Genomic DNA, 25,086 nt, shown 5'->3' with positions numbered 1-25,086 from the left:
CTGGGGGCCCCCGAAAGCCAGTCACAGCTGGTTACGAGCACGACCTTTGACCACACGCCGGCTTCACACGGGGGCGGGATAATTCCACCCCATGCTTCAGCTCACCCCACGCAGGACGGTTCTCGCCCTGGCGTTCTCCGCCGCCCTCATCGTGGCGTTCCCGGTCCCGGCGTCGACCTTCGACCTGCCCTCGCTGGATCGCATCGTCCACTACCAGCCCAAGCTGCCGCTGCAGGTCTACACCGCCGACGGCGAGGAAATCGCGCAGTTCGGCACCGAGCGGCGCGACTACGTGCCGCTCTCGCGCATGCCGATGCAGCTGCAGCAGGCCGTGCTGGCGGTGGAAGACGCGCGCTTTCGCGAACACTCGGGCGTGGACCCCAAGGGCATGGCGCGCGCGGTGCTGGCCGTGATCACCGGGGGGCGCAAGCAAGGCGCCTCCACCATCACGCAGCAGCTGGTGCGCACCATGCTGCTCACGCGCGAGTTCTCGGCCGAGCGCAAGGCCAAGGAAATCTGGCTGGCCCTCAAGCTGGAAGACGAGATCTCCAAGGACCGCATCCTGGAGATCTACATGAACGAGATCTTCCTGGGCCAGCGCGCCTACGGCTTCGCCGCCGCCTCGCAGATCTACTTCGGCAAGCCGCTGGACAAGCTTTCGCTGGCCGAGACCGCCATGCTCGCGGGCCTGCCGCAGAACCCGTACTACGCCAACCCGGTCGGCGGACTTCGAGCGCGCCACGCAGCGCCAGCGCGTGGTGCTCGAGCGCATGCGCGCCGTCGACGCGATCGACGACAAGCAGCTCGCCGCCGCGCGCGCCGAGAAGCTGGTCATCCGCACCCCGGGCACGCGCAGCGTGCACGCGGCCCACGTGGCCGAGATGGCCCGGCGCGCCGTGGTCGAGCGCTTCGGCACCGAGGCCTATTCGAGCGGGCTGCGCGTGACGACCTCGCTGCGCGCGGCCGACCAGCGCGCCGCGCACACCGCCGTGCAGCGCGGCGTGCTGGCCTTCGAACGCCGGGGCGCGTGGCGCGGCCCGGAAGACACCGAGTCGCTGCCCTCGGGCAACGGCGCCGAACTGGAGCGCGCGGCCGCCGAGGCGCTCAAGGACCACCGCGACGACGAGACCCTGCGCGTGGGCATCGTGCTCTCGGCCAGCCCGACGGCGCTGGAGGTGCAGCTGGCCAGCGGCGAACGGATCACCGTGCAGGGCGAGGGCCTGCGCTGGGCACAGAAGGCGCTCGACGCCAAGGCCAAGGCGCCCCTGAAGATCACGCGCGGCGCCATCTTGCGCGTGGTCGCCAACGGCAAGGCCAAGGACAAGAAGACCCCGCTGTGGGCCATCTCGCAATGGCCCGAGGCCGAGGCCGCGCTCGTCGCGCTGGACCCGCAGACCGGCCGCGTGCGCGCGCTGGTGGGGGGCTTCGACTTCACCAACCAGCCGTTCAACCACGTCACGCAGGGCTGGCGCCAGCCGGGCTCGGCCTTGAAGCCCCTGCTTTACTCCGCCGCGCTCGAAGCGCGTGTGATGCCGGCCACGATGGTGGACGACCTGCCCTTCACCGCCGCCAACGGCTGGAGCCCGAACAACGCCAGCGGCGAACACCTGGGCTCGATCTCGGTGCGCGAAGCGCTCAAGCGCTCGAGCAACCTGGCCAGCGTGCGCGTGCTGCAGCACACCGGCACCCAACCCGCGCGCGAGTGGACCGGGCGCTTCGGCCTGGACGTGGCGCGCCAGCCCAACGACCTCACCCTGGCCCTGGGCACCGGCAGCGCGACGCCGCTGCAGATGGCCCAGGCCTACGCCACCCTGGCCAACGGCGGCTGGCCGGTGGCGTCGGTGGTGATCGAGAAGATCACCGACGCGCAGGGCAAGGTGCTGTTCGAAGCCCCGGCCGCGCCCCCGCTGACCGAAGAGACCCGTGCCATTCCCGCGCGCAACGCCTACGTGGTCGGCAGCCTGCTCAACGACGTGGCGCGCGCCGGCACCGCCGCGCGGGCCCAGGCCCTGCTCAAGCGGCCCGACATCTACGGCAAGACCGGCACCACCAACGACGCGGTGGACGCCTGGTTCGCCGGCTACCAGCCCTCGCTGGCCGCGGCCGTGTGGGTGGGCTACGACAAGCCGCGCAGCCTGGGCGGCGGCGAGTCGGGCGGGCGCATCGCGCTGCCGATCTGGATCGACTACATGGGCGCGGCGCTCAAGGGCGTGCCGGTGGCGCAACCGCCCGCCCCGCCGGAAGGCCTGGTGCGCGATGGCGAGGACTGGCTGTACGCCGAATGGCACGACGGCGGCTGGGTGTCGCAGATCTCGGACACCAGCGGGGTGCAGTACAAGACCAACCTCGGCAGCGAGATCGGCAAGGTGTTCAACTCGTTCGGTGCCTGGCTGCGCGGCGAGTCCAGGCCCTGAGCGAAGGCCCCTGAGCGCTGCACGGCGGCGACAGCCCAGCGCGGACCGCGCACCTATCATCGGCTCACCATGAGCCCTGCCGCCCCTTCTCCCGACGCCGCCGCCCTTCCCACCGCCGTGTTCGAACAGGACGGCACCCGCTGGCAGCCCAGCGTGCTGGCCCGCGGCCCCTGGGACGCCCGCGCCCAGCACGGCGGTGCGCCTTGTGCCCTGCTGGTGCACCTGGCCGAAAGCGCCCTGCCCGACCCGGCCTGGCAGCTCTCGCGCCTGAGCATCGAGCTGATCAAGCCGGTGCCGGTGGCGCCGCTGACCTCGCGCCTGGACACCCACCCGGGTCGCTCCACCACGCGCATGACGATCGACCTGTTCGCTGACGATGTTCTGGTGGCCCGGGGCCATGCGCTCCTGGTGCGCGGGCAGCCGTTCGAGTTGCCGTCCGGCTTGCCGGGCTGGTCGCCTGAGCTGCTGCGCCCGCTGCCCGACGAATGCCATGAGCGGCTGCGCATTCCTGGCCTGCCGGATGGTGTCTCGTTCTACCAGTCCGCCATGGACCACCGCATGGCTCAGGGCGATGCCGCGCAGCCCGGCCCGGCCGCCGCCTGGTTTCGCCTGAGTGTGCCGCTGGTGCAGGGTCGGCCCAACTCCCCTGCCATGCGGGCGGCGGCCGCCGCCGATTTCGGCAATGGCCTGAGCTGGGTGCTGCCGGCCGAGCGCTACCTGTTTTCGAACGCCGACCTCAGCCTGCACCTGCACCGCCCACCCGAAGGCGAGTGGATCGGGTTGCGCTCGGAAACCCAGGCCCACGGTGGCGGCGTGGGCACCACCTTGTCACGCCTCTACGACGTGCACGGCCCCATCGGCGTCGCGACCCAGACCCTGGTGATGCGCGAACGCGCCTGAGGCGCGCTCAGCCCGCGCAGATGCGCGCCTTGGCCTCGGCGTATTCGCGCTTGAAGCGCGCCACCAGGTCGGCGGCGGGCAGCACCTCGCGGATCGCGCCGATGCCCTGGCCGCAGCCCCAGATGTCGCGCCAGGCCTTGGCCGCGTTGGCGCCCTCGCCGGTGGCGAAGTTCATCTTGCTCGGGTCGCTCTGCGGCAGGTTGTCCGGGTCCATGCCGGCGTTCTTGATGCTGCCCTTGAGGTAGTTGCCGTGGATGCCGGTGTAGAAGTTGCTGTAGACGATGTCGTCGGAGTCCGACGCGGTGATCATCTCCTTGTAGCCGTCCACCGCGCGCGCTTCCTCGGTGGCGATGAAGGCCGAGCCGATGTAGGCCAGGTCGGCGCCCATGGCCTGCGCGGCCAGGATGGCACCGCCCGAGGCGATGGCGCCCGAGAGCGCGATCGGGCCGCCGAACCATTCGCGGATTTCCTGCACCATCGCGAACGGGCTCTTCACGCTGGCGTGCGCCACCGGCACCGGCGGCCACGGGGATCAGGCCGTCGGCGCCCTTGTCAATCGCCTTGTGCGCGAACACGTTGTTGATCACGTCGTGCAGCACGATGCCACCCCAGGCGTGCACCGCCTGGTTCACGTCCTCGCGCGCGCCCAGGCTGGTGATCACGATCGGTACCTTGTACTTGGCGCACAGCTGCATGTCGTGCTCCAGCCGGTCGTTGCTCTTGTGCACGATCTGGTTGATCGCGAACGGCGCGGCCTTGTTGTCGGGGTTGGCCTTGTCGTGCGCGGCCAGGGCCTCGGTGATTTCAGCCAGCCATTCGTCGAGCTGCGAAGCCGGGCGGGCGTTGAGCGCGGGCATGGAGCCCACCACGCCGGCCTTGCATTGCGCGATCACGAGCTTGGGGTTGCTGATGATGAACAGCGGCGAGCCGATCACCGGGAACTTCAGGTTCTTCAGAACGAGCGGCAGGCTGCGGGCGGGTGCGATCATGGTGTCTCCGTTGGGGTTCGTCAGGATTCTGGGGGCAGCGCGGGGCGAGGCCCTGTCGATGCGGCGACAGGGCGCGCGAAAACCGCGATCAGAAGGCCTCGATGGCGAGCGCGGTCACGGCCTCGGCGCCGTCCACGATGCTGTCGCGCACGCCCGGGGCGCGGCTGAGGAGGTGGTCGGCGTAGAAGCGCGCGGTGGTGATCTTGGCCTGCATGAAGGCCGCGTCCTTGCCCTGGGCCAGTTGGTCCTCGGCCACCATCAGCGCGCGCGCCATCTGCCAGCCCGCCACGAGGTTGCCCGCGAGCATGAGGTAGGGCACGCTGCCGGCGAAGGCCGCGTTGGGGTTGGCGCGCGTGTTGGCGGCGATGAACTCGACCACGTCCACGAAGGCCTCGCGCGCGGCCTTCAGGCGCGCATGCACGGCCTTCGCGTTGGCGCTGCCGCGCGTCGCCAGTTCGGCTTCGGTCTTCTCGATCTGGGCCGCGATGGCCTTGGCGCCGGTGCCACCATCGCGCGCGGTCTTGCGGCCCACGAGGTCGTTGGCCTGGATGGCGGTCGTGCCTTCGTAGATGGTGAGGATCTTGGCGTCGCGGTAGTACTGCGCCGCGCCGGTCTCCTCGATGAAGCCCATGCCGCCGTGCACCTGCACGCCCAGGCTGGTGACTTCCAGGCTCATCTCGGTGCTGTAGCCCTTGACCAGGGGCACCAGGAATTCGTAGAAGGCCGCGTTCTGCTTGCGCACCTCGGCATCGGGGTGGTGGTGGGCGGCGTCGTACGCGGCGGCGGCCACGCTGGCCATGGCGCGGCAGCCTTCGGTGGACGCGCGCATGGTCATGAGCATGCGCTTGACGTCCGGGTGGTGGATGATGGGCGCGGCCGCGCTCATCGAGCCATCGACCGGGCGGCTCTGCACGCGGTCCTTCGCGTAGCCCACGGCCTTCTGGTAGGCGCGCTCGGCGATCGCGATGCCCTGCACGCCCACGGCGTAGCGCGCGGCGTTCATCATGATGAACATGTACTCCAGGCCCCGGTTTTCCTGGCCCACGAGGTAACCCACGGCACCGCCGTGGTCGCCATACTGCAGCACGGCGGTGGGGCTGGCCTTGATGCCCATCTTGTGCTCGATGCTCACGCAATGCACGTCGTTGCGCGCGCCCAGGGAGCCGTCCGGGTTCACCATGAACTTGGGCACCACGAACAGGCTGATGCCCTTCACGCCCTCGGGCGCGCCGGTCACGCGCGCGAGCACGAGGTGCACGATGTTCTCGGCCATGTCGTGCTCACCGTAGGTGATGAAGATCTTGGTGCCGAACACCTTGTAGCTGCCATCGGGCTGCGGCTCGGCGCGGCTGCGCACGGCAGCGAGATCGGAGCCGGCCTGCGGCTCGGTGAGGTTCATGGTGCCGGTCCATTGACCGCTCACCAGTTTTTCGAGGTAGGTCGCCTTGAGCTCGTCGGAGCCCGCGGTGAGCAGGGCTTCGATCGCGCCGTCGGTCAACAGCGGGCACAGCGCGAAACTCATGTTGGCGCTGTTGAGGATTTCGCCGCAGGCCGCGCCGATGGTCTTGGGCAGGCCCTGGCCGCCGAAGTCCACCGGGTGCTGCAGGCCCTGCCAGCCGCCTTCGGCGTACTGCTTGAAGGCGTCCTTGAAACCGGGTGTGGTGGTGACCACGCCGTCCTTGAACCACGAAGGGTTCTTGTCACCCTCGAAGTTCAGCGGTGCGATCACGCCTTCGTTGAGCTTGGCGCACTCCTCGAGCACGGCTTGCGCGGTTTCCAGGCCGGCTTCCTCGAAGCCGGGCATCTGCGCCACCTGGTCGATGCGGGCCAGGTGCTCGATGTCGAACAGCATGTCCTTGAGGGGGGCGGTGTAGCTCATCGTCTTGTCTCCGGGGGAAATTCAGGGGGCAGATGCGGCAAGGGCATCGCGAACGATGCCCTTGTCTTTCTCAAGCGGCTCAGAGTGCCTTGATCAACTCGGGCACGGCGGTGAACAGGTCCGCCTCCAGGCCGTAGTCGGCCACCGAGAAGATCGGGGCCTCGGGGTCCTTGTTGATCGCCACGATCACCTTGGAGTCCTTCATGCCGGCCAAATGCTGGATCGCGCCCGAGATGCCGGCGGCGATGTAGAGCTGAGGCGCGACGATCTTGCCGGTCTGGCCCACCTGCCAGTCGTTGGGCGCGTAACCCGCGTCCACGGCGGCACGGCTGGCGCCGAGGGCGGCACCGAGCTTGTCGGCCAACGGGGTCATCACCTCGTTGAACTTCTCGGCGGAGCCCAGCGCGCGGCCACCGGAGACGATGATCTTCGCGGCGGTGAGTTCGGGGCGGTCGCTCTTGGCGATCTCGCTGCCCAGGAACTTGCTCTTGCCGTCATCGGCCGCGGCCGTGGCGGTTTCCACGGCGGCGCTGCCACCGGTGGCCGCCGCCGGGTCGAAGCCGGTGGTGCGCACGGTGATCACGTGCTTGGCATCGGTGCTCTGCACGGTGGCGATCGCGTTGCCGGCGTAGATCGGGCGTTCGAAGGTGTCGGCGCTGATGACCTTGGTGATGTCGGAGACCTGGCCCACGTCCAGCGTGGCGGCCACGCGCGGCGCGACGTTCTTGCCGCTGGCGGTGGCCGGGAACAGGATGTGGCTGTAGTTGCCGGCCAGGGCCAGCACCTGGGCGGCGACGTTCTCGGCCAGGCCGTGCTCGAAGCCCGGGGCGTCGGCGTGGATCACCTTGGCGACGCCAGCGATGGCGGCGGCGGCCTTGGCGGCTTCACCGGCGTTGTGGCCGGCGATGAGCACGTGCACGTCACCCCCGCACTGGGCGGCGGCGGTCACGGTGTTGAGGGTCGCGCCCTTGATGGAGGCGTTGTCGTGTTCGGCAATAACGAGTGCGGTCATTTGTCAGGTCCTCAGATCACTTTGGCTTCGTTCTTCAGCTTGTCCACCAGGGCGGCCACATCGGCCACCTTGACGCCGGCACCGCGCTTGGGCGGCTCGCTGACCTTGAGGGTCTTGATGCGCGGCTTCACGTCCACACCGAGGTCTTCGGGTTTGACGATGTCCAGCTGCTTCTTCTTGGCCTTCATGATGTTGGGCAGCGTCACGTAACGCGGCTCGTTCAGGCGCAGGTCGGTCGTGATGACGGCCGGCAGCGTGATGGACAGCGTCTCCAGGCCGCCGTCCACTTCGCGCGTGACGCTGGCCTTGCCGTCGGCCACTTCGACCTTGGAGGCGAAAGTCGCTTGGGGAAGCCCTGCCAGCGCGGCCAGCATCTGGCCGGTCTGGTTGCAGTCGTCGTCGATCGCCTGCTTGCCCAGGATCACGAGCTGGGGCTGTTCCTTGTCCACCAGCGCCTTGAGCAGCTTGGCCACGGCCAGGGGCTGCAGTTCTTCGCTGGTCTCCACCAGGATGGCGCGGTCCGCGCCGATCGCCATGGCCGTGCGCAGGGTCTCCTGGCACTGCGTCACGCCGCAGGAGACGGCGATCACCTCGGTGACCACGCCCTTCTCCTTCAGGCGCACGGCTTCTTCCACCGCGATCTCGTCAAACGGGTTCATGCTCATCTTGACGTTGGCGATGTCCACGCCAGTACCGTCGCTCTTGACGCGAACCTTGACGTTGTAATCCACCACGCGCTTGACGGGGACGATGACCTTCATGATTGGGTTGCTCCTGATGATTGGAAAAATGTCGTCACGAATTGACGTGCACGTCAACTCAAGGATTGTATGCGGATGGTCAGCCGCCTCATGGGCGCTGCCCTCGTGGGCGACGCACAAACCGAGAAAAGAACGGTCGTGCTTTTTTTGCCATTGTAGGCGCTATTGCCCCTGGATGGAAGTCTCCCTAGTGAAACGGCACGTGCCTTCGGTCTCGGAATGACCGTTTGATTTCTTAATAGATTGTCAAAACGGCTGCAACACCGCAGGTCCATCGATATATTCGTGCAAACACATTCTGTTTCTTTTAATCCTTTGAAGCACCTGCCCGAGCCACATGCGCATTGCCGCCATTGATGACGATCCCGCGCAGCTGGATCTGGTCAGGGTGGTCGTCGCATCCATGGGCCACGACTGCCACCTGTTCGAGAATGCCAACGCGCTGCTGCGCGTGCTGCCCAAGGAGACGTTCGACCTCTTCATCGTCGACTGGGAACTGCCCGACATCCCCGGCCTGGACGTGATCCGCGCCATTCGCGACACCGCGATGGCACCGGTGCCCATCCTGATGATGACCAACCGCAGCGACGAGCGCGACATCATCGAAGGCCTGAACTGCGGCGCCGACGACTACATGGTCAAGTCCGCCCGCGTGGGGGAGTTGCGCGCGCGCCTGATGGCGCTGCTGCGACGGGGCGGCCACGCCCCGGCGCCGAGGGAGCTGGTCTGGGGCCGCTACCGTTTCCTGGTGCAGGACCGCGTGGTGCGCGTCGACGGCACCGAACTCTCGACCCTGACCAGCAAGGAATTCGACCTCGCTTTCCTCATGTTCCGCAACATGGGCCGCCTGCTCTCGCGCGCCCACCTGATCGAGGCCGTCTGGGGCATCGACGCGGACATCTCGTCGCGCTCGCTGGACGTCTACATGTCCCACGTGCGCAGCAAACTGAGCCTGCGCGCCGAGTCGGGCTACAAGCTGGTGTCCGTCTACAGCCACGGGTACCGGCTCGAAGACCTCGGCCCGGTGCCGGCCGCCCTGGCCCATTGAACATGCCCCGCACCGCCCCTCAACCCCCTTTGCGTTCGCCCTGGCGCCTGGTGGCCCCCGCCGCCGCCCTGCTCTGCTGGAGCGGGCTGGCGCTCGCGCAGCAGGACCGCGTGCACACCGTGCAGCCGGGCGACAACCTGTACGACCTCGCGCAGCGTTACCTGGACGACCCGAGCCAGTGGCCGCAACTGCAGCGCCTCAACCAGGTGAGCCATCCGCGCCGCCTGAGACCCGGCAGCCAGCTGGTGATTCCCGCCGCGCTCGCGCGCCCCGAGCCGGCGGTGGCCGATGTGCTGCACGTCGCGGGCCAGGCCAGCGTGCGCCAGGGGGCGTCCCAGGCCCATGCCGCGCCGCTGGTGGTCGGCGGACAGGTGAGCGAAGGCGCGCAGATCGAGGTGGGTGACGACGGCTTCGTGACCCTGCGCCTGGCCGATGGCTCGGTGGTGCGCCTCTCGGCCGGCACGCAGGTGCGCCTGCGCGAACTGCGGCATGCGCCCGCGCCCGGCCATGCGCAGTCCGGCCTCGACCTGGAGCGCGGCCGGGTCGATGCCACGGTCAAGCCACTGGCCTCTCCCCGCAGCCGCTTCGAGGTGCGCACGCCGCGCGCCGTGGGCGGCGTGCGCGGCACCACCTTCGGCGTGGCGGTGGGCAGCGGAGGTGACCTGATCAGCGATGTGCGCGAAGGCGCCATCCAGGTGCGCTCGCGCGCCACCCCCACGAATGCGGCAGGCACCCTGGTGCACGCCGGCCAGGGCGCGCGCGTGGGCAACACAACGGTGGTGGCGCCCCTGCTCGCGCCGCCCGACCTCTCCGGCGTGCCCGACGTGCTCGAGGACGCCTCGCTGATCGAACTGCCGCTCGCCCGCGAAGCCGGCGCCGCGGCCTGGCAGGTGCGCATCGCCAGCGACGACGCGGCCGAGCGCGTGGTGCGCAACGCCGTCTTCCCCTCACCCGTGGCGCGTTTCGCGGCGCTGGACGATGGGACCTACCTGCTCGCGGTCCGCGCCATGGATCGCCAGGGCATTCCGGGGACCGAGGCGGTGCGCCGCCTGGTCGTCAACGCGCACCCGACGGCCCCTTTGCTGCGCGAACCGCGCCAGGGCAGCCGGGTGGTGGGTCCCGCCATCGAACTGCTGTGCACCGAAGGCGCCACGGCCGTGGGCTACCGCTTCGAGGTGGCGCGCGACGCCAGCTTCACCGACCTGGTCGCGCAAACGCCCGACCTCGACCGCTGCCAGCACACCGTTCGCCCGCTCGCACCCGGCGCCTACGTCTGGCGGGTGGCGGCGGTCGCCCGCGATGCGCAGGGCGAGCGCGACCAAGGGCCTTTCAGCCGACCGATGCCGTTCCAGGTCGTCGCCCTGCCGCCCACCCCGTCCACCCCCACCTTGGGCGGCGCGGGAACCGACACGCTCGCGGTGAGCTGGACCACCAGCCCCGGCGGCCCCTGGCGCCATCAGCTCCAGCTCGCGCACGACGCGGCCTTCGCCCGCCTGCTGGACGACCAGTCGCTCGCCGAGGCGGTGTTCACCCGGCCCATGCCGCCGCCCGGCACGTACCACCTTCGGGTGCGCCAGATCGACGCCGACGGCCTGCCCGGCGCGTGGAGCGAACCGCAGCGCCTGGACGTGCACGCGCGCGTCGTGACCTCGGACAACCGGCCGCTCCACAGCAGCGAAGGCCGGCCGGTGCTGCGCGGCCTTCGCTGACGTTCGCTTGGACACGCGGCCCACCGAATCCACCACCTCCCAGATGCAGGAGCCGCTGGCGCGCGCGCGCCGTCCGCGCACCCGCTGGCTCGAATGGGGCCTGCTGTCGGCGGCCCTGCTGGCCGGCGTGGTCGCCCTGGGTTGCTCGCGCAGCCTGGAGCACATCGACCTGGCCCTCACCGACCAGCTCACGCGGCTGGGCCGGCAGGCGGTGTCGCCCGACATCGTGATCGTGGCCATCGACGACAAGAGCCTGAGCGAGATCGGCCTCTGGCCCTGGCGCCGCGCCTTCCATGCCGCGCTGCTCGACCGCATCACCCCCGCGGGGCCGCGTGCCGTGGGGCTGGACCTCATCCTGGTGGAACCCGGCCGCGACCACGCCGTGGACGATGCCCTGCTCGGCGAGGCCATCGCGCGCAATGGCAAGGTGGTGTTGCCCCTGTTGCTGATGGACCGGCACGGCACGGGTCAGCTGACCCGCACCGACCCGGCACCCGAGCTCGCCTCGGCGGCGGCCGCCATCGGCCACGTGCACCTGGAGATCGACAACGACGGCATCGTGCGCAGCACCTTCCTGCGCGAAGGCGACGGCACCCAGTGGTGGGATCAGTTCGCCGTGGCCTTGTTGCGCGTGGGTGGCTTCGCGCTGCCCGAGCCCCTGCCCGGCGAGCGGGCGCCGCCGCCCAAGAGCCCGGACGCCTGGCAGCGCGACCACTGGATGCAGATTCCCTTCGCCGGACCACCGGGCAGTTTCCCGCGCGTGTCCTACGTCGACGTGCTCCGGGGCCAGGTGCCGCCCGAGCAGTTCGCGGGCAAGTACGTGCTCGTGGGTGCCGTGGCCGCCGGCATGGGCGACGCCTATGCCACGCCGCGTTCGGGCCAGTCCGAGTTGATGGACGGCGTGGAGATCGCGGCCAACGTGATGAACGCGCTGCTGCTCGACCAGCGGCTGGAACGCGCCAATGCCTGGCAGAACGCGCTGTTCAGCGTGGTGCCGGTGGGGCTCGCGCTGCTGGCGGTGCTGCTGCTGGCGCCCACCGCCTCGCTGCTGGCGAGCGCCGCGCTGCTGATCGCCACCGTCGTGGCCGCCGCGCTCGCGCCGTCCGTGGCCGGCCTGCACTTCGCGCCTTCGGCCGCCCTGCTGGGCGTGTTGCTGGCCTATCCGCTGTGGGTGTGGCGGCGCCTGCGCGCGGCGCTCGGTTACCTGCTCGAGGAGTTCCGGCGCATGGAGACCCGCCGCGACCTGCCCACCATGCTGCCGGCGGCCCGTTCGGGCGATCTGCTGGACCGCCACATCAACGCGCTGCAAAACGCCTCCGAACAGTTGCGCAACCTGCACCGCTTCGTCAGCGAGACGCTCAACAGCCTGCCCGACGCCACGCTCATCGCCGACGCCTCCGGCCACGTGCTCGCGGGCAACCAGGCCGCCTACCAGTACTTCAGCCGGCAGAAGGTGGCGCGGCTGCGGGGCTACCCCCTTGGCGAGCTGCTGCGCGGCGTGCACCGCACCGGCACCCAGCAGCCGGTGTTCGACATGGAGCGCCTGCACCACGCCACCCAGCCCTGGGGGGCGGAGGCGCGCGACGCCGCCGGGCGCGATCTGCTGGTGCGCTTCGTGCCCTGCTTCAACACCGATGGGCAGACCACCAGCTGGATCACCAGCCTGGTCGACATCACCCCGATCCGCGAGGCCGAGCGCCAGCGCGACGTGGCCCTGCGCTTCATCTCGCACGACATGCGCTCGCCGCAGGCCTCCATCCTCGCGCTGCTGGAAGTGCAGCGCATGAACCCCCAGCAGCCCATGCGGCCCGAGACGCTGGGCCGCATCGAACGGCATGCGCGCCGCACCCTGGACCTGGCCGAGGAGTTCGTGCAACTGGCCCGGGCCGAATCCAGCACCTACCGCCTGGACACCGTGGACCTGGTGGACCTGCTCGACGAGGCCGTGGACGAGGTCTGGCCGCAGGCCCAGGCGCAGCGCGTGAACCTGCTGGTGGTGCGCCCCGATGCACCGGCCCTGTGCGAAGCCGACCGCGGCCTGCTCACCCGGGCCATCGCCAACCTGCTGGGCAACGCGGTGAAGTACGGCGGCGAAGGCACCGAGGTGCTGTGCGCCGTGCACGCGGCGACCGGGGGATGGCGGGTCTCCATCACCGACCAGGGCCCGGGCATGACGCCCGAGCAGCAGCAGCGGCTGTTCCAGCAGTTCGCCCGGCTCGATCCCGAGCACAGCGCCACGCGCGGCGTGGGCCTGGGGCTGGTGTTCGTGCGCACCGTGATCGAACGGCACGGCGCGCGCATCGAGGTCATCAGCCAGCCCGGCCATGGCACGACCTTCCATTTCACGCTCGCCGCCAGCCCCCACCTGCCCTAGGAGGGTGCATTCCACGCTTTACACGGTCGCTCTGTTAAGCGACTGTTAAACCGTTTGTTTGCGAAACGGGTCGAGGCTACGCTGATGTCTCGTTCCCCGATTTCCCTTTGACGACATGAGCACCCACACGATAGACCGAACAGACCGCACCGTTTCCCTGGAGACGGGCGCCGCCTCGGTTGTGCAACGCGGTGCCCGAGAAACCGTGTTTCCCCCCGAGGCTGCGCTGCACGTTCTGACCCGTGACGAGTTCAGCAGCATGACCACCCCTCTCCCCGTCGACCCCCTCATCCACACCATGCGCATGCTCGGCCGCACGGTGCGCCTGCTGTTCAGCCGCCAGGAGCCTGAGCGAGCGCGTTCGCTGGCGATGGAACTGGCGCGCGCCACCTCGCCCTGCAAGGGGCTGGACGACCCCGTGCGCAGCTGGGAGGCCAACCTGCAGGTGGACCGGGGCCTGGGCCGGGCCCGGCGCCTGCAACGCCTGGTCAACAGCCCCGTCTGGCAAAGCGATCACGGCACGCCCGGCAGCGGCAAGACCCCGACCGAGAGCGCGGCCGACTACCTGTTCGCCTCGGTCATGAACCTGATCCACCAGATGCCGCTGTGCGACGAGGCCCATGTGTTCCGCCTCTGGTACCTCGCCACGCGGGCGGCCACGCCGCCGGAGAACGCCCTGCGCCTGTTCGGCGACCTGCGCTACCTGCCGGCCCACCAGCAGCTCGCCGCCGGCGCGCGCCTGCTCGAAACGCTGGGCAGCGACGCGCTGCACGCCACCCCCTCGCGGCCCCGGCTGCAGCCCGCCCACCCGGTGGAACTCCCCCCGAACGACTAGGCGACGACAGCGACTCAGGGCCATCCGGGTAAGTCTGGAGGGGGCCGCACAAGGGCTTGACCTATAGTGATTTCGCCGCCTCCGAGGGAGGCCGGTCACCCCCGAACGCGCCCAGGAGACCCCATGAAACTTCGCTGTCTTGCCACCGCCGTGCTGTCCACCACCGTGCTCGCGGGCGGCGTGGCCTCGGCCCAGACCGTCTTCACCGTCTCCAGCTGGGTGCCGCCCACGCACACGCTGAGCATGGCGCAGAAGAGCTGGTGCGACCTGCTGGAAAAAGACAGCGCGGGCCGCATGAAATGCAACATCCTGCCCAAGGGCGTGGCCGCGGCGCCCGGCACCTTCGACGCGGTGCGCGACGGCCTGGCCGACATCTCGTACACGGTGGACGGCTACACGCCCGGGCGCTTCATCAACACCCAGGTCGCCGAATTCCCCTTCCTGGGCGACAGCGCCACCGCCACCTCGCTGGCTTACCAGCGCATCTACAGCAAGTACTTCGCGCCGCTGGGCGAACACCGCGGTGTGAAGACGCTGGCGGTGTTCACGCACGGGCCCGGCATCATCTTCACCACCAAACAGGCGGTGGCCAGCGCGGCCGACGTGGCCAAGCTCAAGTTCCGCATCGGCGGCGGCAACATCAACGAACTCTCCAAGGCCATGGGCTGGAACACCACGCTCAAGCCCGCGCCCGAGTCGTTCGAAATGTTGTCCACCGGCGTGATGGACGGCACCTTCTTCCCCGACGAGTCGGTCGCCTCGTTCAAGCTCAGCATGGTCAAGCACGCGACCACCTTCCCCGGCGGCCTGTACAACACCAGCTTCGTCTTCATGATGAACGAGGGCAAGTACAACGCCCTGTCGGCGCAGGACAAGGCCGTGATCGACAAGCTCTCGGGCGAAACCGCCGCGCGCATCTTCGGCGAGGGCTGGGACCGCGTCGACGCGGCCAGCCGCGAACTCCAGAAGACCCAGGGCGTGACCCGCATCGTGGCCGACGCGGCCTTCGTGCAGGCCGTGAAGGACAAGCAGGCGGGCCTGGAGACCAAGTGGGCCGAGGCCGCGCAGGCCAAGGGCCTGAAAGACCCGAAGGCGGTGCTCGCCGAGTTCCGCGCCGAAATCGCCAAGGTAAAGTAAGCCAGCGCACCACCTCCCACGGCCGGCCGGGCAGTCTGTTGCACACTGCCCAGCCGGCTTTTTCACATCAGGCCCCTTCATGCTCAAGACGCTGGAACGCATCCTGCGCTGGTCCACCGGCCTCATGGCCGCCATGGCGCTGTTCACCATCATGTGGCTCACGCTGGTGGACGTGACCGGCCGCCGCTTCTTCAGCCACTCCGTGCCCGGCGGGCTGGAGCTCACCGAGATCCTCATGGTGATCGTGATCTTCGGCGCCATGCCCCTGGTGTCGTGGCGCAACGAGCACGTGGTCTTCGACTCGCTCGACAGCATGCTGCCCGAGTGGGTGCGCGACATCCAGGCGCGCGTGGTCCACCTGATCTGCGCCGGCACCTTCGGTTTCCTGGCCTACCTCATGACGACGCGCGCGGACCGGCTGACCGAGTACGGCGACACCACGGTGCACCTGCAGCTCTCCATCGCCCCGGTGGCCTGGATGATGGCGGCCATGCTGGCCCTCACCGGCCTGGTGCACCTGCTGTTCGTGTTCGTCACGGTGCCCGCGCCCCACCACCCCGAACCCACCACCTTCGACGGGGGCGCGACATGATCGAAGCCAGCCTGGGTTTCCTCGCCGTCTTCGCCCTGGCGCTGCTGCGCATCCCCATCGCGCTGGCCATGGCCATCGTCGGCATCACCGGCCTGGGCCTGATGCGCGGCTGGTCCCCGGCCTTCGCCAGCACCAGCCAGGTGATCTTCGAGACCGGCTTCGCCTACGTGCTTTCGGTCATCCCGCTGTTCGTGCTGATGGGCAACCTGGTGGCCCGCGCCGGCATGGCGCGCGAGCTCTACACCGCCGCCAACGCCTTCGTCGGCCACCGCAAGGGCGGCCTGGCCATGGCCAGCGTCATCGCCTCGGGCGGCTTCAGCTGCATCTGCGGCTCGTCCATCGCCACCGCCGCGACCATGACGCGCGTGGCCTACCCCGAGATGAAGCGCCACGGCTACAAGGACACGCTGGCCACCGGCTCCATCGCGGCCGGCGGCACGCTGGGCATCCTGATCCCGCCGTCCACCATCATGGTGATCTACGGGATCATGACCGAGACCGACATCGGCAAGCTGTTCATCGCGGGTGTGCTGCCCGGCCTGGTCGCCATCGCCTGCCTGTGCGCGGCGGTGGTCTACATCAGCTGGCGCGACCCGCTGGCGGGCCCACCCGGGGAGCGCTTCAACTGGGGACAGCGGCTGGCCGCCCTGCGCAGCATCTGGGCGGTGGTGCTGTTGTTCGCGCTGGTCATCGGCGGCATCTACGGTGGCGTGTTCACCGCCACCGAAGGCGCGGGCGTGGGCGCCTCGGGCGCCTTCCTGTTCGCCCTGCTGCGTGGCGCGCTCACGCCGCGCGTGCTGATGGACATCCTGGTCGACAGCACGCGCACCACGGCCATGCTGTTCACCATCCTGATCGGCGCGATGGTCTTCACCAGCTTCGTCAACTTCACCAGCATGCCGGGCGACCTGCGCGATTTCCTGCTGCAGTTCAGCCCCAACCCCATCATGGTGGTGGTGGTGATGATGGTGATCTACGTCGCGCTCGGCCTGGTGATGGAAGAGCTGTCGATGGTGCTGCTCACCATCCCGGTGTTCTTCCCGGTGATCACCGGCCTGGGCTTCGACCCGGTGTGGTTCGGCGTGCTGATCGTCACCATTGTGGAGATCGGCATGATCTCCCCGCCGGTGGGCATGAACCTGTTCGTCATGAACTCGCTGCTGCCGCTGGTCAAGCTCAAGACGATCTTCCAGGGCGTCTGGCCCTTCGTCATGGCCGACATCGTGCGCCTGGGCATCCTGATCGCCTTCCCGGCGATCTCGCTGTGGTTACCCAGCCTGATGAACCGCTGAGTCCTTCGGGCCTTCGAGCGGTGGCATTTCCTTGATGTGCACCACGCGCTGCGGCGACGGGATGTCGATGCCGTGCTGCTGCAGCGAACGCAGGATCTGCAGGTTGATGAGGGATTTCAGTTTGAGCTGCTCGGCGCCGTCGCCCGAGTTGATCCAGTAACCCACCGTGAACTCCAGGCCATCGGCGCCGAAGGCCGAGAGCGAGGCCTGCGGGGCGGGGTCCTTCAGCGCATCGGCCTGCGCGCTCACCGCCTCCAGCAGCAGGCGGCTCACGAGGTCCACGTCGCTGTCGTAGGCGACCGACACCACCGAGGTCTGCCACACGCGCGTGAGCGCCCCCGAAAGGTTCTCCACCCGGTTGATGACCATGAGCTCGTTGGGCACGATGGACTCGCGCCCCGCCGGCGAGCGGATCACGCTGTAGCGGGTGTTGATGTCGAGGATGCGGCCTTCGAAGCTGTCCACCTTCACGTTGTCGCCGATGCGCAGGCGCCGCTCGGCCAGGATCACGAAACCGCTCACGTAGTTGGACGCCAGCTTCTGCAGGCCGAAGCCCACGCCCACGCCGATGGCGCCACTGAACACGGAGAGCGCGGTGAGGTCGATGCCCACGGCCGACAGGGCGATGATCAATCCCACGAACAGCAGCAGCGCGCGCGTCGCGTTGCTCACCGCCTTGCGCATCGACAGATCGCCCCCGGTGGCCTTGCGCAGCAGCCGGGACTCGATCGCGGAGGAGACCCACAGCGCGAGGATCATCACCGCGCCGGCTGTGATGGCGCCCTCCAGCAGGGTGCGCAGGCTCAGGGTGCTCGCGCCAATCTTCCAGGTGATGTCGTCCAGCTCGGCCAGCACCACCGGCAACAGGCCGCTGACCCACAGCACCATGGCCAGCCAGGCCACCCAGGAAATCGTGCGCTCCAGCGCCCGCACCCAGGGCGCGGTGGTGAACGCCGCCTGCAGCACCTTCACGCCCACGCGGATCACGACCAGCGACACCAGCACGGGAATCGCGACCTTGAACGCCGCCAGGGGCAGGAACTTGGTGACGATGGCGCGCGCGATGTAGCCCAGCAGCAGCAAGGCCAGGGGGAACATCACGCCGTCGATCAGGCGGCGGCCGAACAGCACCGAGCTCTTGTCCTCCTGCATGCGCAAGGCGTTGCGCAGCGCCCAGCTGAAGCTCCAGGCCAGGGCCACGCAGATCGCCAGCGCGGCGAGTTCGACCAGCACCGTGGGTTGCGTGAAGCCGGCCAGCCACAGGCCGATGTCGTCGATGGGTTTGGGATTGGTGGAGGGATTCATGTCGGATCGGAAACGGGTGTCGGAAGCTCAGGCGCGCCAGGACGGCGGGCGCTTGTCGATGAAGGCCTGCACGCCCTCCTGCGCCACCTCGTGCGCCATGTTGCAGGCCATGCTCTGGCCGGCGAGCTGGTAGGCCGACTCCAGGCCGGTCTCCAGCTGGCGGTAGAACAAGGCCTTGCCCATGGCGAGGGCCTCGCGCGGTTTGGCCAAGATGCGCTCCAGCAGAGCCTGCAGCTCGGCGTCCAGCGCATCGGGGGCCACCACGCGGTTGACCAGGCCGCGCACCCTGGCCTCGTCGGCCGAGATGAAGTCGCCGGTGAGCAGCATCTCCATCGCCTGCTTGGGCAGGATGTTGCGCGAGAGCGCGACCCCCGGCGTGGCGCAGAACAGGCCCACGTCGATGCCGTTGACGCCGAAGCTCGCGTTGTCGCTCGCCACCGCCAGGTCGCACTGCGCCACCAGCTGGCAGCCCGCGGCGGTCGCCAGGCCCTGCACGCGCGCGATCACCGGCACCTCCAGCTTGCGGATGGCCAGCATCAGGCGCGAGCACTGCGCGAACAGCTTCTGGTAGTAGGCCAGCTCGGGCGTGGCGCGCATCTGCTTGAGGTCGTGCCCGGCGCAGAAGGCGCGCCCGTTCGCGGCGATCACGACCAGCCGCGCCTGCGGGTCGGCGGCCACCGCGTCCAGCGCCGACTGCAGGGCAGCCAGCATGGCCTCGGACAACACATTGAAGCTGCGCGGCGTGTTCAGCGTGAGCGTGTGCACGCCACGCGCATCGCGCGAACTCAGCAGCACCGGCTCGGCGGGAGGGGAAGAAGAAGTGGGCTCGGTCATCGGAACATTATGGGACGCCCGGGCGCCGCGGAAGTTCAGACGCCCGCCAGCACCCTCAGGTGCGCTTCCACGCTGCGGCCCAGCGCGCTCAGGGCGTAGCCGCCTTCCAGGCAGCTCACGATGCGGCCCTTGGCGTGGCGCTGCGCCACTTCCTTGATGCGCTCGGTCAGCCAGGCGTAGTCCTGCTCCACCAGGCCGAGCTGCGCCATGTCGTCCTCGCGGTGCGCGTCGAAGCCGGCGCTCACGAAAAGCATCTGCGGCTTGTGGGCCTCCAGCCGGGGCAGCCACATCATGTCCACCAGCTCGCGGATGTCCATGCCCTTGGTGTAGGCCGGCACCGGCAGGTTGACGAGGTTGCTCGCCGTCGAGTGCTCGCACACCGGGTAGAACGGGTGCTGGTAGAAGCTGCACATCAGAATGCGCTCGTCGCCGGCCACGATGTCCTCGGTGCCGTTGCCGTGGTGCACGTCGAAGTCGACGATCGCCACGCGCTGCAGCCCATGGCGCTCCAGCGCGTACTTGGCGGCCACGGCCACGTTGTTCACGAAACAGAAACCCATGGCCTGGTTGCGCGTGGCGTGGTGGCCCGGCGGGCGCACCGCGCAGAAAGCGTTGGCCAGTTCACCGGCCATCACGGCATCGGTCGCGTCGATGGCGGCGCCCGCGGCCATCAGGATCGCGTCCCAGCTGTGGGCGTTGATGGAGGTGTCCGGATCGACCTGCGCATGGTCCGGGCCGCCGGCGGCCATGTCGTCGCGCAGCTGGTCGCTCAGGCCGCGCAGCGAGGCCAGGTGCATGCGGCCGTGGGCGAGTTCGAGGTCGGCGATCGCGGCGGGGGTGGCCTCGCGGCGCTCCAGCGCGACGTCCAGGCCGCTGATCAGCAGGCGGTCTTCGATGGCATCGAGCCGCTCGGGGCACTCCGGGTGCCCGGCGCCCATCTCGTGTCTCCAACAATCCTTGTGGGTGAAATACCCAGTGGCCTGGCTCATGGGGGTTTTACGGTATGGTTCGCGGCATGCAAGCCGACACAAGAATCCAACTGCTGCTGAGTCAGCTTAACACGGTGATCGTGGGCAAACCGCAGCAGGTTTCGGACTGCGTGGCCTGCCTGCTGGCCGGCGGACACCTGCTGATCGAGGACGTGCCGGGCGTCGGCAAGACGACCCTGGCGCACGCGCTGGCGCGCTCCTTCGGCCTGCAGTTCTCGCGCGTGCAGTTCACCGCCGACCTCATGCCCAGCGACCTCATCGGCGTGTCCATCTACGAGCGCGGCCGCGAGGACTTCGTCTTCCACCCCGGCCCGGTCTTTGCCCAGGTGCTGCTGGCCGACGAGATCAACCGCGCCAGCCCCAAGACCCAGAGCGCGCTGCTCGAGGCCATGGAAGAAAAGCAGGTCACGGTGGAAGGCGAGACGCGCGCCCTGCCCGAGCCCTTCTTCGTGATCGCCACGCAGAACCCGCACGACCAGCTCGGCACCTACGCCCTGCCCGAATCGCAGCTGGACCGTTTTCACATGCGGCTGTCGATCGGCTACCCCGACCGCGCGGCCGAGCGCGAGCTGCTGCGCGGCCAGGACCGGCGCGACATGCTCGACCGCCTGGCACCCGCGCTCACGCCGGCCGACCTGGCCAGCCTGCAGCACACCGTGAGCCAGGTACACACCGCCGAGCCGGTGCTGGAGTACCTGCAGGACATCGTGGGCGCCACGCGCAGCGGGCGCTGGTTCGCCCAAGGCCTGTCGCCGCGCGCCGCGCTGGCCGTGGTGCGATCGGCCAAGGCCCAGGCCTACCTGAGCGGGCGCGACTACGTGGCCCCGGACGACATCGCCGCCATCCTGCCGCAGACGGTGGCCCACCGCCTCACGCCGGTGCGCGACGCAGGGCGCGGCCCGGTGGAACAGGTGCGTGCCATGCTGGAAGCGATTCCCTTGCCGTGAAGCTCCCCCCGGTTCGCGCCCGCATCCAGTCCTGGTGGCACAACCGCCTGCCGCGGCGCGACACCCTCACGCTGACCCAGCGCAACGTCTACATCCTGCCCACGCGCGCGGGCTGGATGCTCGCGCTCACGCTGCTGCTGCTGCTCGTGGCCAGCATCAACTACCAACTCAACCTGGGCTACCTGCTCACCTTCCTGCTCGCGGGCAGCGCGGTGGTGGGCATGCACGTGTGCCACGGCAACCTGCGCGGCACCACCCTGCACCTGAACCCACCCGACCCGGTGCACGCCGGCCAGGCCGCCGCGCTGGACATCCGCCTCACCAGCGAACGCCCTCGCATCCGCTACGGCCTGGGCCTGGGTGTGATCGGCGCCGACCTGGCGCACGCGCCGCTGGCCTGGACGGACGTGCCCGCGCAGGGCAGCACCACGCTGCAGGTGGCCTGGCCGGTGCCCGGGCGCGGCCTGCATGCGCTGCCGGCCCTCACCGCGCTCACGCTGTTCCCGCTGGGCACCTTCCGCGTGTGGACGGTGTGGCGCCCGGCCGCCCCCGTGCTGGTCTACCCCGAGCCCGAAAGCCACCCGCCGCCGCTGCCGCCGGGCGAACCCCAGGCCGGCAGTTCGGGCAGCGCGCGCGTGCAGAGCACGGGCGAATTCGACGGCGTGCGCGCCTACCGCCGGGGCGACCCCATCAAGGCCGTGGTGTGGAAGAAGGCCGCCCAGACCTTCGCGGCCGGGCGCGACGAACTCGTGAGCCGCGACGCGCTCTCCACCCAGCGCCAGCAGCTCTGGCTGGACCACGCGCAATGTCGCCACAGTGAACTGGAAGCGCGCCTCTCGCGCCTGACGGCCTGGGTGCTGATGGCCGACCGCCTGGGGCTGGACTACGGCCTGCGCGTGCCGGGTCGCGAAATCGCGCCCGACCAGGGCCCGGCGCACCGCGCGCGCTGCCTGGAGGCGCTGGCGCTGTGCTGAACAAAACCCTCTCCGCCCTGCCGCGTGAGACCCGCGACACGCTGTTCCTGCTCGCCGTGGTCGGCTGGGTGGTCGCCATGCAGGTCGCCCACATCCCCTGGTGGTGCAGCGCGCTCACGGCGGGTGTGCTGGTGTGGCGCGCCACCCTCGCGCTGCGCGGCCTGCCGCTGCCCGGCTGGCCCTGGCGGCTGGGGCTGCTGGCCCTCACGCTCGCGGCCACCTGGGCCACCCACCGCACGCTCCTGGGCCAGGACGCGGGCGTCACGCTCGTCGTGGTGCTGCTCTCGCTCAAGACGCTGGAGATGCGCGCGCGGCGCGACGCCTTCGTGGTGTTCTTCCTGGCCTTCTTCACGCTGCTCACGCACTTCTTCTACTCGCAGTCGCTGCTCACGGCGGCGGGCATCCTGATCGCGCTGCTGGGCCTGCTCACCGCGCTGGTGAACGCCCACATGCCGGTGGGGCGGCCTTCGCTGGCGCAGGCCGCGCGCATCGCCTTGGGCATGGCGGCCCTGGGCGCGCCCATCATGCTGGTGCTGTTCCTGCTGTTCCCGCGCCTCTCGCCGTTGTGGGGCGTGCCCGCCGACGACCGGGGACGCAGCGGCCTGTCCAGCACGATGCGCGTGGGCCAGATCGCCGAACTGGTGCTGGACGACAGCATCGCCCTGCGCCTGCGCTTCGAGGGATCTCCACCGCCGCAAAGCCAGCTGTACTTTCGCGGCCCCGTGCTCAGCGCCTTCGATGGCGTGGAATGGCGCCCCGCGCGCGCCGAATTCCCGCCGCGCCAGGCCTTGGCAAGCGAGCTCACGGTCTCGGGCGAACCTGTGCGCTACGAAGTGACCATGGAGCCGCACCGCCGGCCCTGGCTGTTCCTGCTGGAAGCCGCCACGCAGGCGCCCGAACTGCCCGATGTGCGCGTGCGCATGACCAGCGAACTGCAATGGCTCACCGACCGCCCCATGGGCAGCCTGGTGCGTTTCAGCGCCGTGAGCCACACCACGTTCCGCCACGGCCCGCTGGCCCTCACCCCCGCCTTGCAGGAACAGATGGCGCTGCCGCCCGGCTACAACCCGCGCACGCTCGAACTCGCACAGCAGCTGCGCCGCGAACACGGCAGAGGGCCCGACGCCACACCCCGGCTCGTGGCGGCGGTGCTGGAGCGCCTGCGCACCGGCGGCTACCTCTACACGCTCGAGCCCGGCGTGTACGGCCAGCACACCGCCGACGAATTCTGGTTCGACCGCCGCCAGGGCTTCTGCGAACACATCGCCAGCAGCTTCGTCATCCTCATGCGCGCGCTCGACATTCCCGCGCGCATCGTCACCGGCTACCAGGGCGGCGAGATGAACGGCGTCGACGGCTACTGGACCGTGCGCCAGCGCGACGCCCACGCCTGGGCCGAGGTCTGGCAGGCCGGCCAGGGCTGGGTGCGCGTGGACCCCACCGCGGCGGTCGCGCCCGGGCGCGTCGGCTCGCTGCAGCGGCTGAGCGCGCCCGAAGGCGCCATCGCCGGCGCCATCCGCAACCTCAACCCCAACATCGCTGCCCGGCTGCGCGCGGCCTGGGAGGCGATGAACAACAGCTGGAACCAGTGGGTGCTGAACTACACCCAGGGCCGCCAGCTCGACCTGCTCAAGAACCTGGGCTTTCGCTCGCCCAGCTGGGCGGACCTGGCCTACGTGCTGATCGGTGTGGTGGTGCTGGTGAGCCTGATCGGCGCGGCCTGGACACTGTGGGAGCGCCAGCAGCACGACCCCTGGTTGCGCCTGCTGCAGCGCGCCCGCGCGCGCCTCAAGGCGCAAGGCCTGGACAGCAGCGACCGCACGCCCCCGCGCGAACTCGCCCAGCGCGTGCGACAGCACTGGGGCGCCTCGGACGCGGCGCGGCGCGTTGCACAATGGCTGCTGCAACTCGAAGCCCAGCGGTACGGCCGCCCGGGCGCCGCTGACACCCCCACCCTGGCCACGCTGCAAACCGAATTCCGGCAGCTGGCCTGGCCCCGAAAAGACCCCCGTTGAACGCCCTCGCCTGCCTCCTCTCCTCGTCCGCCCTGGCCTTGTGCCTGAGCGCCAGCGCCCTGGCCCAGTCGCCCGCAAAAGCGCGCCCGGCCAACCCGGCCAAGGCACCCGCCTACAGCTACGCGCAAAGCGCGGCCGCCATGGCCTTCGCCACCGACCTCGCCGAGCGCCGCAACCTCGACCCGGCCTGGGTGCGCCAGCAAATCGGCGCGGCCCAGCGCATCCCCACCGTCATCCGCCTCATGCAGCCCGCGCCCAGCGGCGTGCCCAAGAACTGGGCCGCCTACCGCGCGCGCTTCATCGAGCCCGTGCGCCTGCGCGCCGGCCAGCGCTTCTGGGAAGCCAACCGCGAAACGCTGGCGCGCGCCGAGACCGAGTTCGGCGTGCCCGCCAGCCTCATCGTCGGCGTGATCGGCGTGGAGACGCTGTACGGCCAGCACACCGGCAATTTCCGCGTCATCGACGCGCTCACCACCCTGGCCTTCGACTTCCCGGCCAGCCACCCGCGCGCCGCCGCGCGCACCGAGTTCTTCCGCAGCGAACTCGAACAGTTCCTCAGCCTCACCGAGCGCACCGCCACCGACCCGCTGACGTACCTCGGCAGCTACGCCGGCGCCATGGGCTGGCCGCAGTTCATGCCCAGCAGCTGGGTGAAGTACGCGATCGACTTCGACGCCGACGGCAAGGTCGATCTCTTCAACAGCCAGGCCGACGTCATCGGCTCCGTCGCCAATTACTTCAAGGCCTTCGGCTGGCAGCCCGGCATGCCCACGCACTACCCGGTGCGCTTCGACCCGAACCAGAGCAAGGAAGATTTCGAGACCTTGCTCGCACCCGACATCCTGCCCAGCTTCGGTGTGCAGAGCTTCACCGCCAAGGGCGCGGTGCTCGACGGCCCCGCGCTGCAACACCCCGGCCAATTGGCCTTGGTGGAGTTGCAGAACGCCGGCGCGCCGTCCAGCTACATCGCCGGCACCGAGAACTTCTACGTGGTCACGCGCTACAACTGGAGCAGCTACTACGCGCTGGCGGTGATCGAGCTGGGCGAGGCGGTGAAAGCGCTGGTCGGCGAGCGCTGAG

At 69.7% G+C, this 25,086-nt stretch carries 19 protein-coding genes and 2 pseudogenes; 14 read left to right on the top strand and 7 right to left on the bottom strand.

Features of this window, described 5'->3' with window-relative positions; translation table 11 throughout:
* Positions 1-91 precede the first annotated feature (91 nt).
* From ACFJI0_RS06160 to ACFJI0_RS06150, 3 genes and pseudogenes are all read left to right on the top strand, one after another.
* A pseudogene (locus ACFJI0_RS06160) lies at positions 92-667 on the top strand (transglycosylase domain-containing protein); the annotation flags it as partial.
* Between the two features lie 103 nt (positions 668-770).
* Entirely contained in the window at positions 771-2,414 is a 1,644-nt protein-coding gene (locus ACFJI0_RS06155) for a penicillin-binding transpeptidase domain-containing protein (protein WP_382323800.1), read from the top strand.
* A 69-nt stretch (positions 2,415-2,483) separates the two neighbouring features.
* The gene (locus ACFJI0_RS06150) at positions 2,484-3,314 is read left to right on the top strand and encodes a thioesterase family protein (RefSeq protein ID WP_382323799.1); all 831 of its coding nucleotides are present in this window, start codon (positions 2,484-2,486) and stop codon (positions 3,312-3,314) included.
* A gap of 7 nt (positions 3,315-3,321) precedes the next feature.
* Here the strand turns inward: ACFJI0_RS06150 and ACFJI0_RS06145 are convergent.
* The 4 genes and pseudogenes from ACFJI0_RS06145 to ACFJI0_RS06130 form a co-directional block, all read right to left on the bottom strand.
* A pseudogene (locus tag ACFJI0_RS06145) lies at positions 3,322-4,303 on the bottom strand (NAD(P)H-dependent flavin oxidoreductase).
* Positions 4,304-4,391: 88 nt separating this feature from the next.
* A complete protein-coding gene (locus ACFJI0_RS06140; protein WP_382323798.1) occupies positions 4,392-6,182 on the bottom strand; it encodes an acyl-CoA dehydrogenase in 1,791 nt (596 codons plus the stop codon).
* A 79-nt stretch (positions 6,183-6,261) separates the two neighbouring features.
* Positions 6,262-7,194, bottom strand: coding sequence for an electron transfer flavoprotein subunit alpha/FixB family protein (locus ACFJI0_RS06135; RefSeq protein ID WP_382323797.1), 933 nt, complete (start codon positions 7,192-7,194; stop codon positions 6,262-6,264).
* Between the two features lie 11 nt (positions 7,195-7,205).
* A complete protein-coding gene (locus ACFJI0_RS06130) occupies positions 7,206-7,955 on the bottom strand; it encodes an electron transfer flavoprotein subunit beta/FixA family protein (RefSeq protein WP_382159425.1) in 750 nt (249 codons plus the stop codon).
* Between the two features lie 337 nt (positions 7,956-8,292).
* Between ACFJI0_RS06130 and ACFJI0_RS06125 the strand changes: the two genes are divergently transcribed.
* The 7 genes from ACFJI0_RS06125 to ACFJI0_RS06095 all read left to right on the top strand — a co-directional run bounded on the left by ACFJI0_RS06125 (position 8,293) and on the right by ACFJI0_RS06095 (position 16,942).
* Entirely contained in the window at positions 8,293-9,003 is a 711-nt protein-coding gene (locus ACFJI0_RS06125) for a response regulator transcription factor (RefSeq protein WP_382159427.1), read from the top strand.
* A gap of 2 nt (positions 9,004-9,005) precedes the next feature.
* Entirely contained in the window at positions 9,006-10,712 is a 1,707-nt protein-coding gene (locus ACFJI0_RS06120; protein WP_382323796.1) for a FecR domain-containing protein, read from the top strand.
* Between the two features lie 7 nt (positions 10,713-10,719).
* Positions 10,720-13,086, top strand: a complete 2,367-nt coding sequence (locus ACFJI0_RS06115) for a CHASE2 domain-containing protein (RefSeq protein WP_382323795.1) — start codon at positions 10,720-10,722, stop codon at positions 13,084-13,086.
* A gap of 259 nt (positions 13,087-13,345) precedes the next feature.
* A complete protein-coding gene (locus tag ACFJI0_RS06110; RefSeq protein WP_382323794.1) occupies positions 13,346-13,921 on the top strand; it encodes a hypothetical protein in 576 nt (191 codons plus the stop codon).
* A gap of 123 nt (positions 13,922-14,044) precedes the next feature.
* On the top strand, positions 14,045-15,058 hold the full coding sequence (locus ACFJI0_RS06105; RefSeq protein ID WP_382323793.1) for a TRAP transporter substrate-binding protein: 1,014 nt from the start codon (positions 14,045-14,047) through the stop codon (positions 15,056-15,058).
* A gap of 79 nt (positions 15,059-15,137) precedes the next feature.
* On the top strand, positions 15,138-15,650 hold the full coding sequence (locus ACFJI0_RS06100) for a TRAP transporter small permease (protein ID WP_382159437.1): 513 nt from the start codon (positions 15,138-15,140) through the stop codon (positions 15,648-15,650).
* Entirely contained in the window at positions 15,647-16,942 is a 1,296-nt protein-coding gene (locus tag ACFJI0_RS06095; RefSeq protein WP_382323792.1) for a TRAP transporter large permease, read from the top strand. Before ACFJI0_RS06100 ends, ACFJI0_RS06095 begins: the two co-directional genes overlap by 4 nt.
* Here ACFJI0_RS06095 and ACFJI0_RS06090 read toward each other — a convergent pair.
* The 3 genes from ACFJI0_RS06090 to ACFJI0_RS06080 are packed head-to-tail and all read right to left on the bottom strand — an operon-like array spanning position 16,919 to position 20,070.
* Complete coding sequence (locus ACFJI0_RS06090) at positions 16,919-18,247, bottom strand: mechanosensitive ion channel family protein (protein ID WP_382323791.1); 1,329 nt, start codon at positions 18,245-18,247, stop codon at positions 16,919-16,921. The genes ACFJI0_RS06095 and ACFJI0_RS06090 overlap by 24 nt on opposite strands.
* Positions 18,248-18,274: 27 nt before the next feature.
* On the bottom strand, positions 18,275-19,081 hold the full coding sequence (locus ACFJI0_RS06085) for an enoyl-CoA hydratase (protein WP_382323790.1): 807 nt from the start codon (positions 19,079-19,081) through the stop codon (positions 18,275-18,277).
* A 35-nt stretch (positions 19,082-19,116) separates the two neighbouring features.
* Positions 19,117-20,070 carry a histone deacetylase family protein gene (locus ACFJI0_RS06080; protein WP_382323789.1) on the bottom strand — a complete coding sequence of 318 codons (954 nt, stop codon included), beginning with the start codon at positions 20,068-20,070 and terminating at the stop codon, positions 19,117-19,119.
* Between the two features lie 26 nt (positions 20,071-20,096).
* Between ACFJI0_RS06080 and ACFJI0_RS06075 the strand changes: the two genes are divergently transcribed.
* The 4 genes from ACFJI0_RS06075 to mltB are packed head-to-tail and all read left to right on the top strand — an operon-like array spanning position 20,097 to position 25,085.
* Positions 20,097-21,017: an AAA family ATPase gene (locus ACFJI0_RS06075; RefSeq protein ID WP_382323788.1), complete on the top strand. Its 921-nt coding sequence runs from the start codon at positions 20,097-20,099 to the stop codon at positions 21,015-21,017.
* Complete coding sequence (locus tag ACFJI0_RS06070) at positions 21,014-21,991, top strand: DUF58 domain-containing protein (RefSeq protein WP_382323787.1); 978 nt, start codon at positions 21,014-21,016, stop codon at positions 21,989-21,991. The genes ACFJI0_RS06075 and ACFJI0_RS06070 overlap by 4 nt, the downstream gene beginning before the upstream one ends.
* A complete protein-coding gene (locus ACFJI0_RS06065; protein ID WP_382325541.1) occupies positions 21,988-24,006 on the top strand; it encodes a transglutaminaseTgpA domain-containing protein in 2,019 nt (672 codons plus the stop codon). Before ACFJI0_RS06070 ends, ACFJI0_RS06065 begins: the two co-directional genes overlap by 4 nt.
* Positions 24,003-25,085, top strand: a complete 1,083-nt coding sequence (mltB, locus tag ACFJI0_RS06060) for a lytic murein transglycosylase B (RefSeq protein WP_382323786.1) — start codon at positions 24,003-24,005, stop codon at positions 25,083-25,085. The genes ACFJI0_RS06065 and mltB overlap by 4 nt, the downstream gene beginning before the upstream one ends.
* The last annotated feature ends 1 nt before the right edge of the window (position 25,086 follow it).

Source organism: Hydrogenophaga sp. UC242_53 (genome assembly GCF_042696965.1).
Taxonomy (GTDB): Bacteria; Pseudomonadota; Gammaproteobacteria; order Burkholderiales; family Burkholderiaceae_C; genus Hydrogenophaga.
Note: the sequence above shows the minus strand (reverse complement) of the source record. Positions and strands in the feature narration are given on the sequence as shown.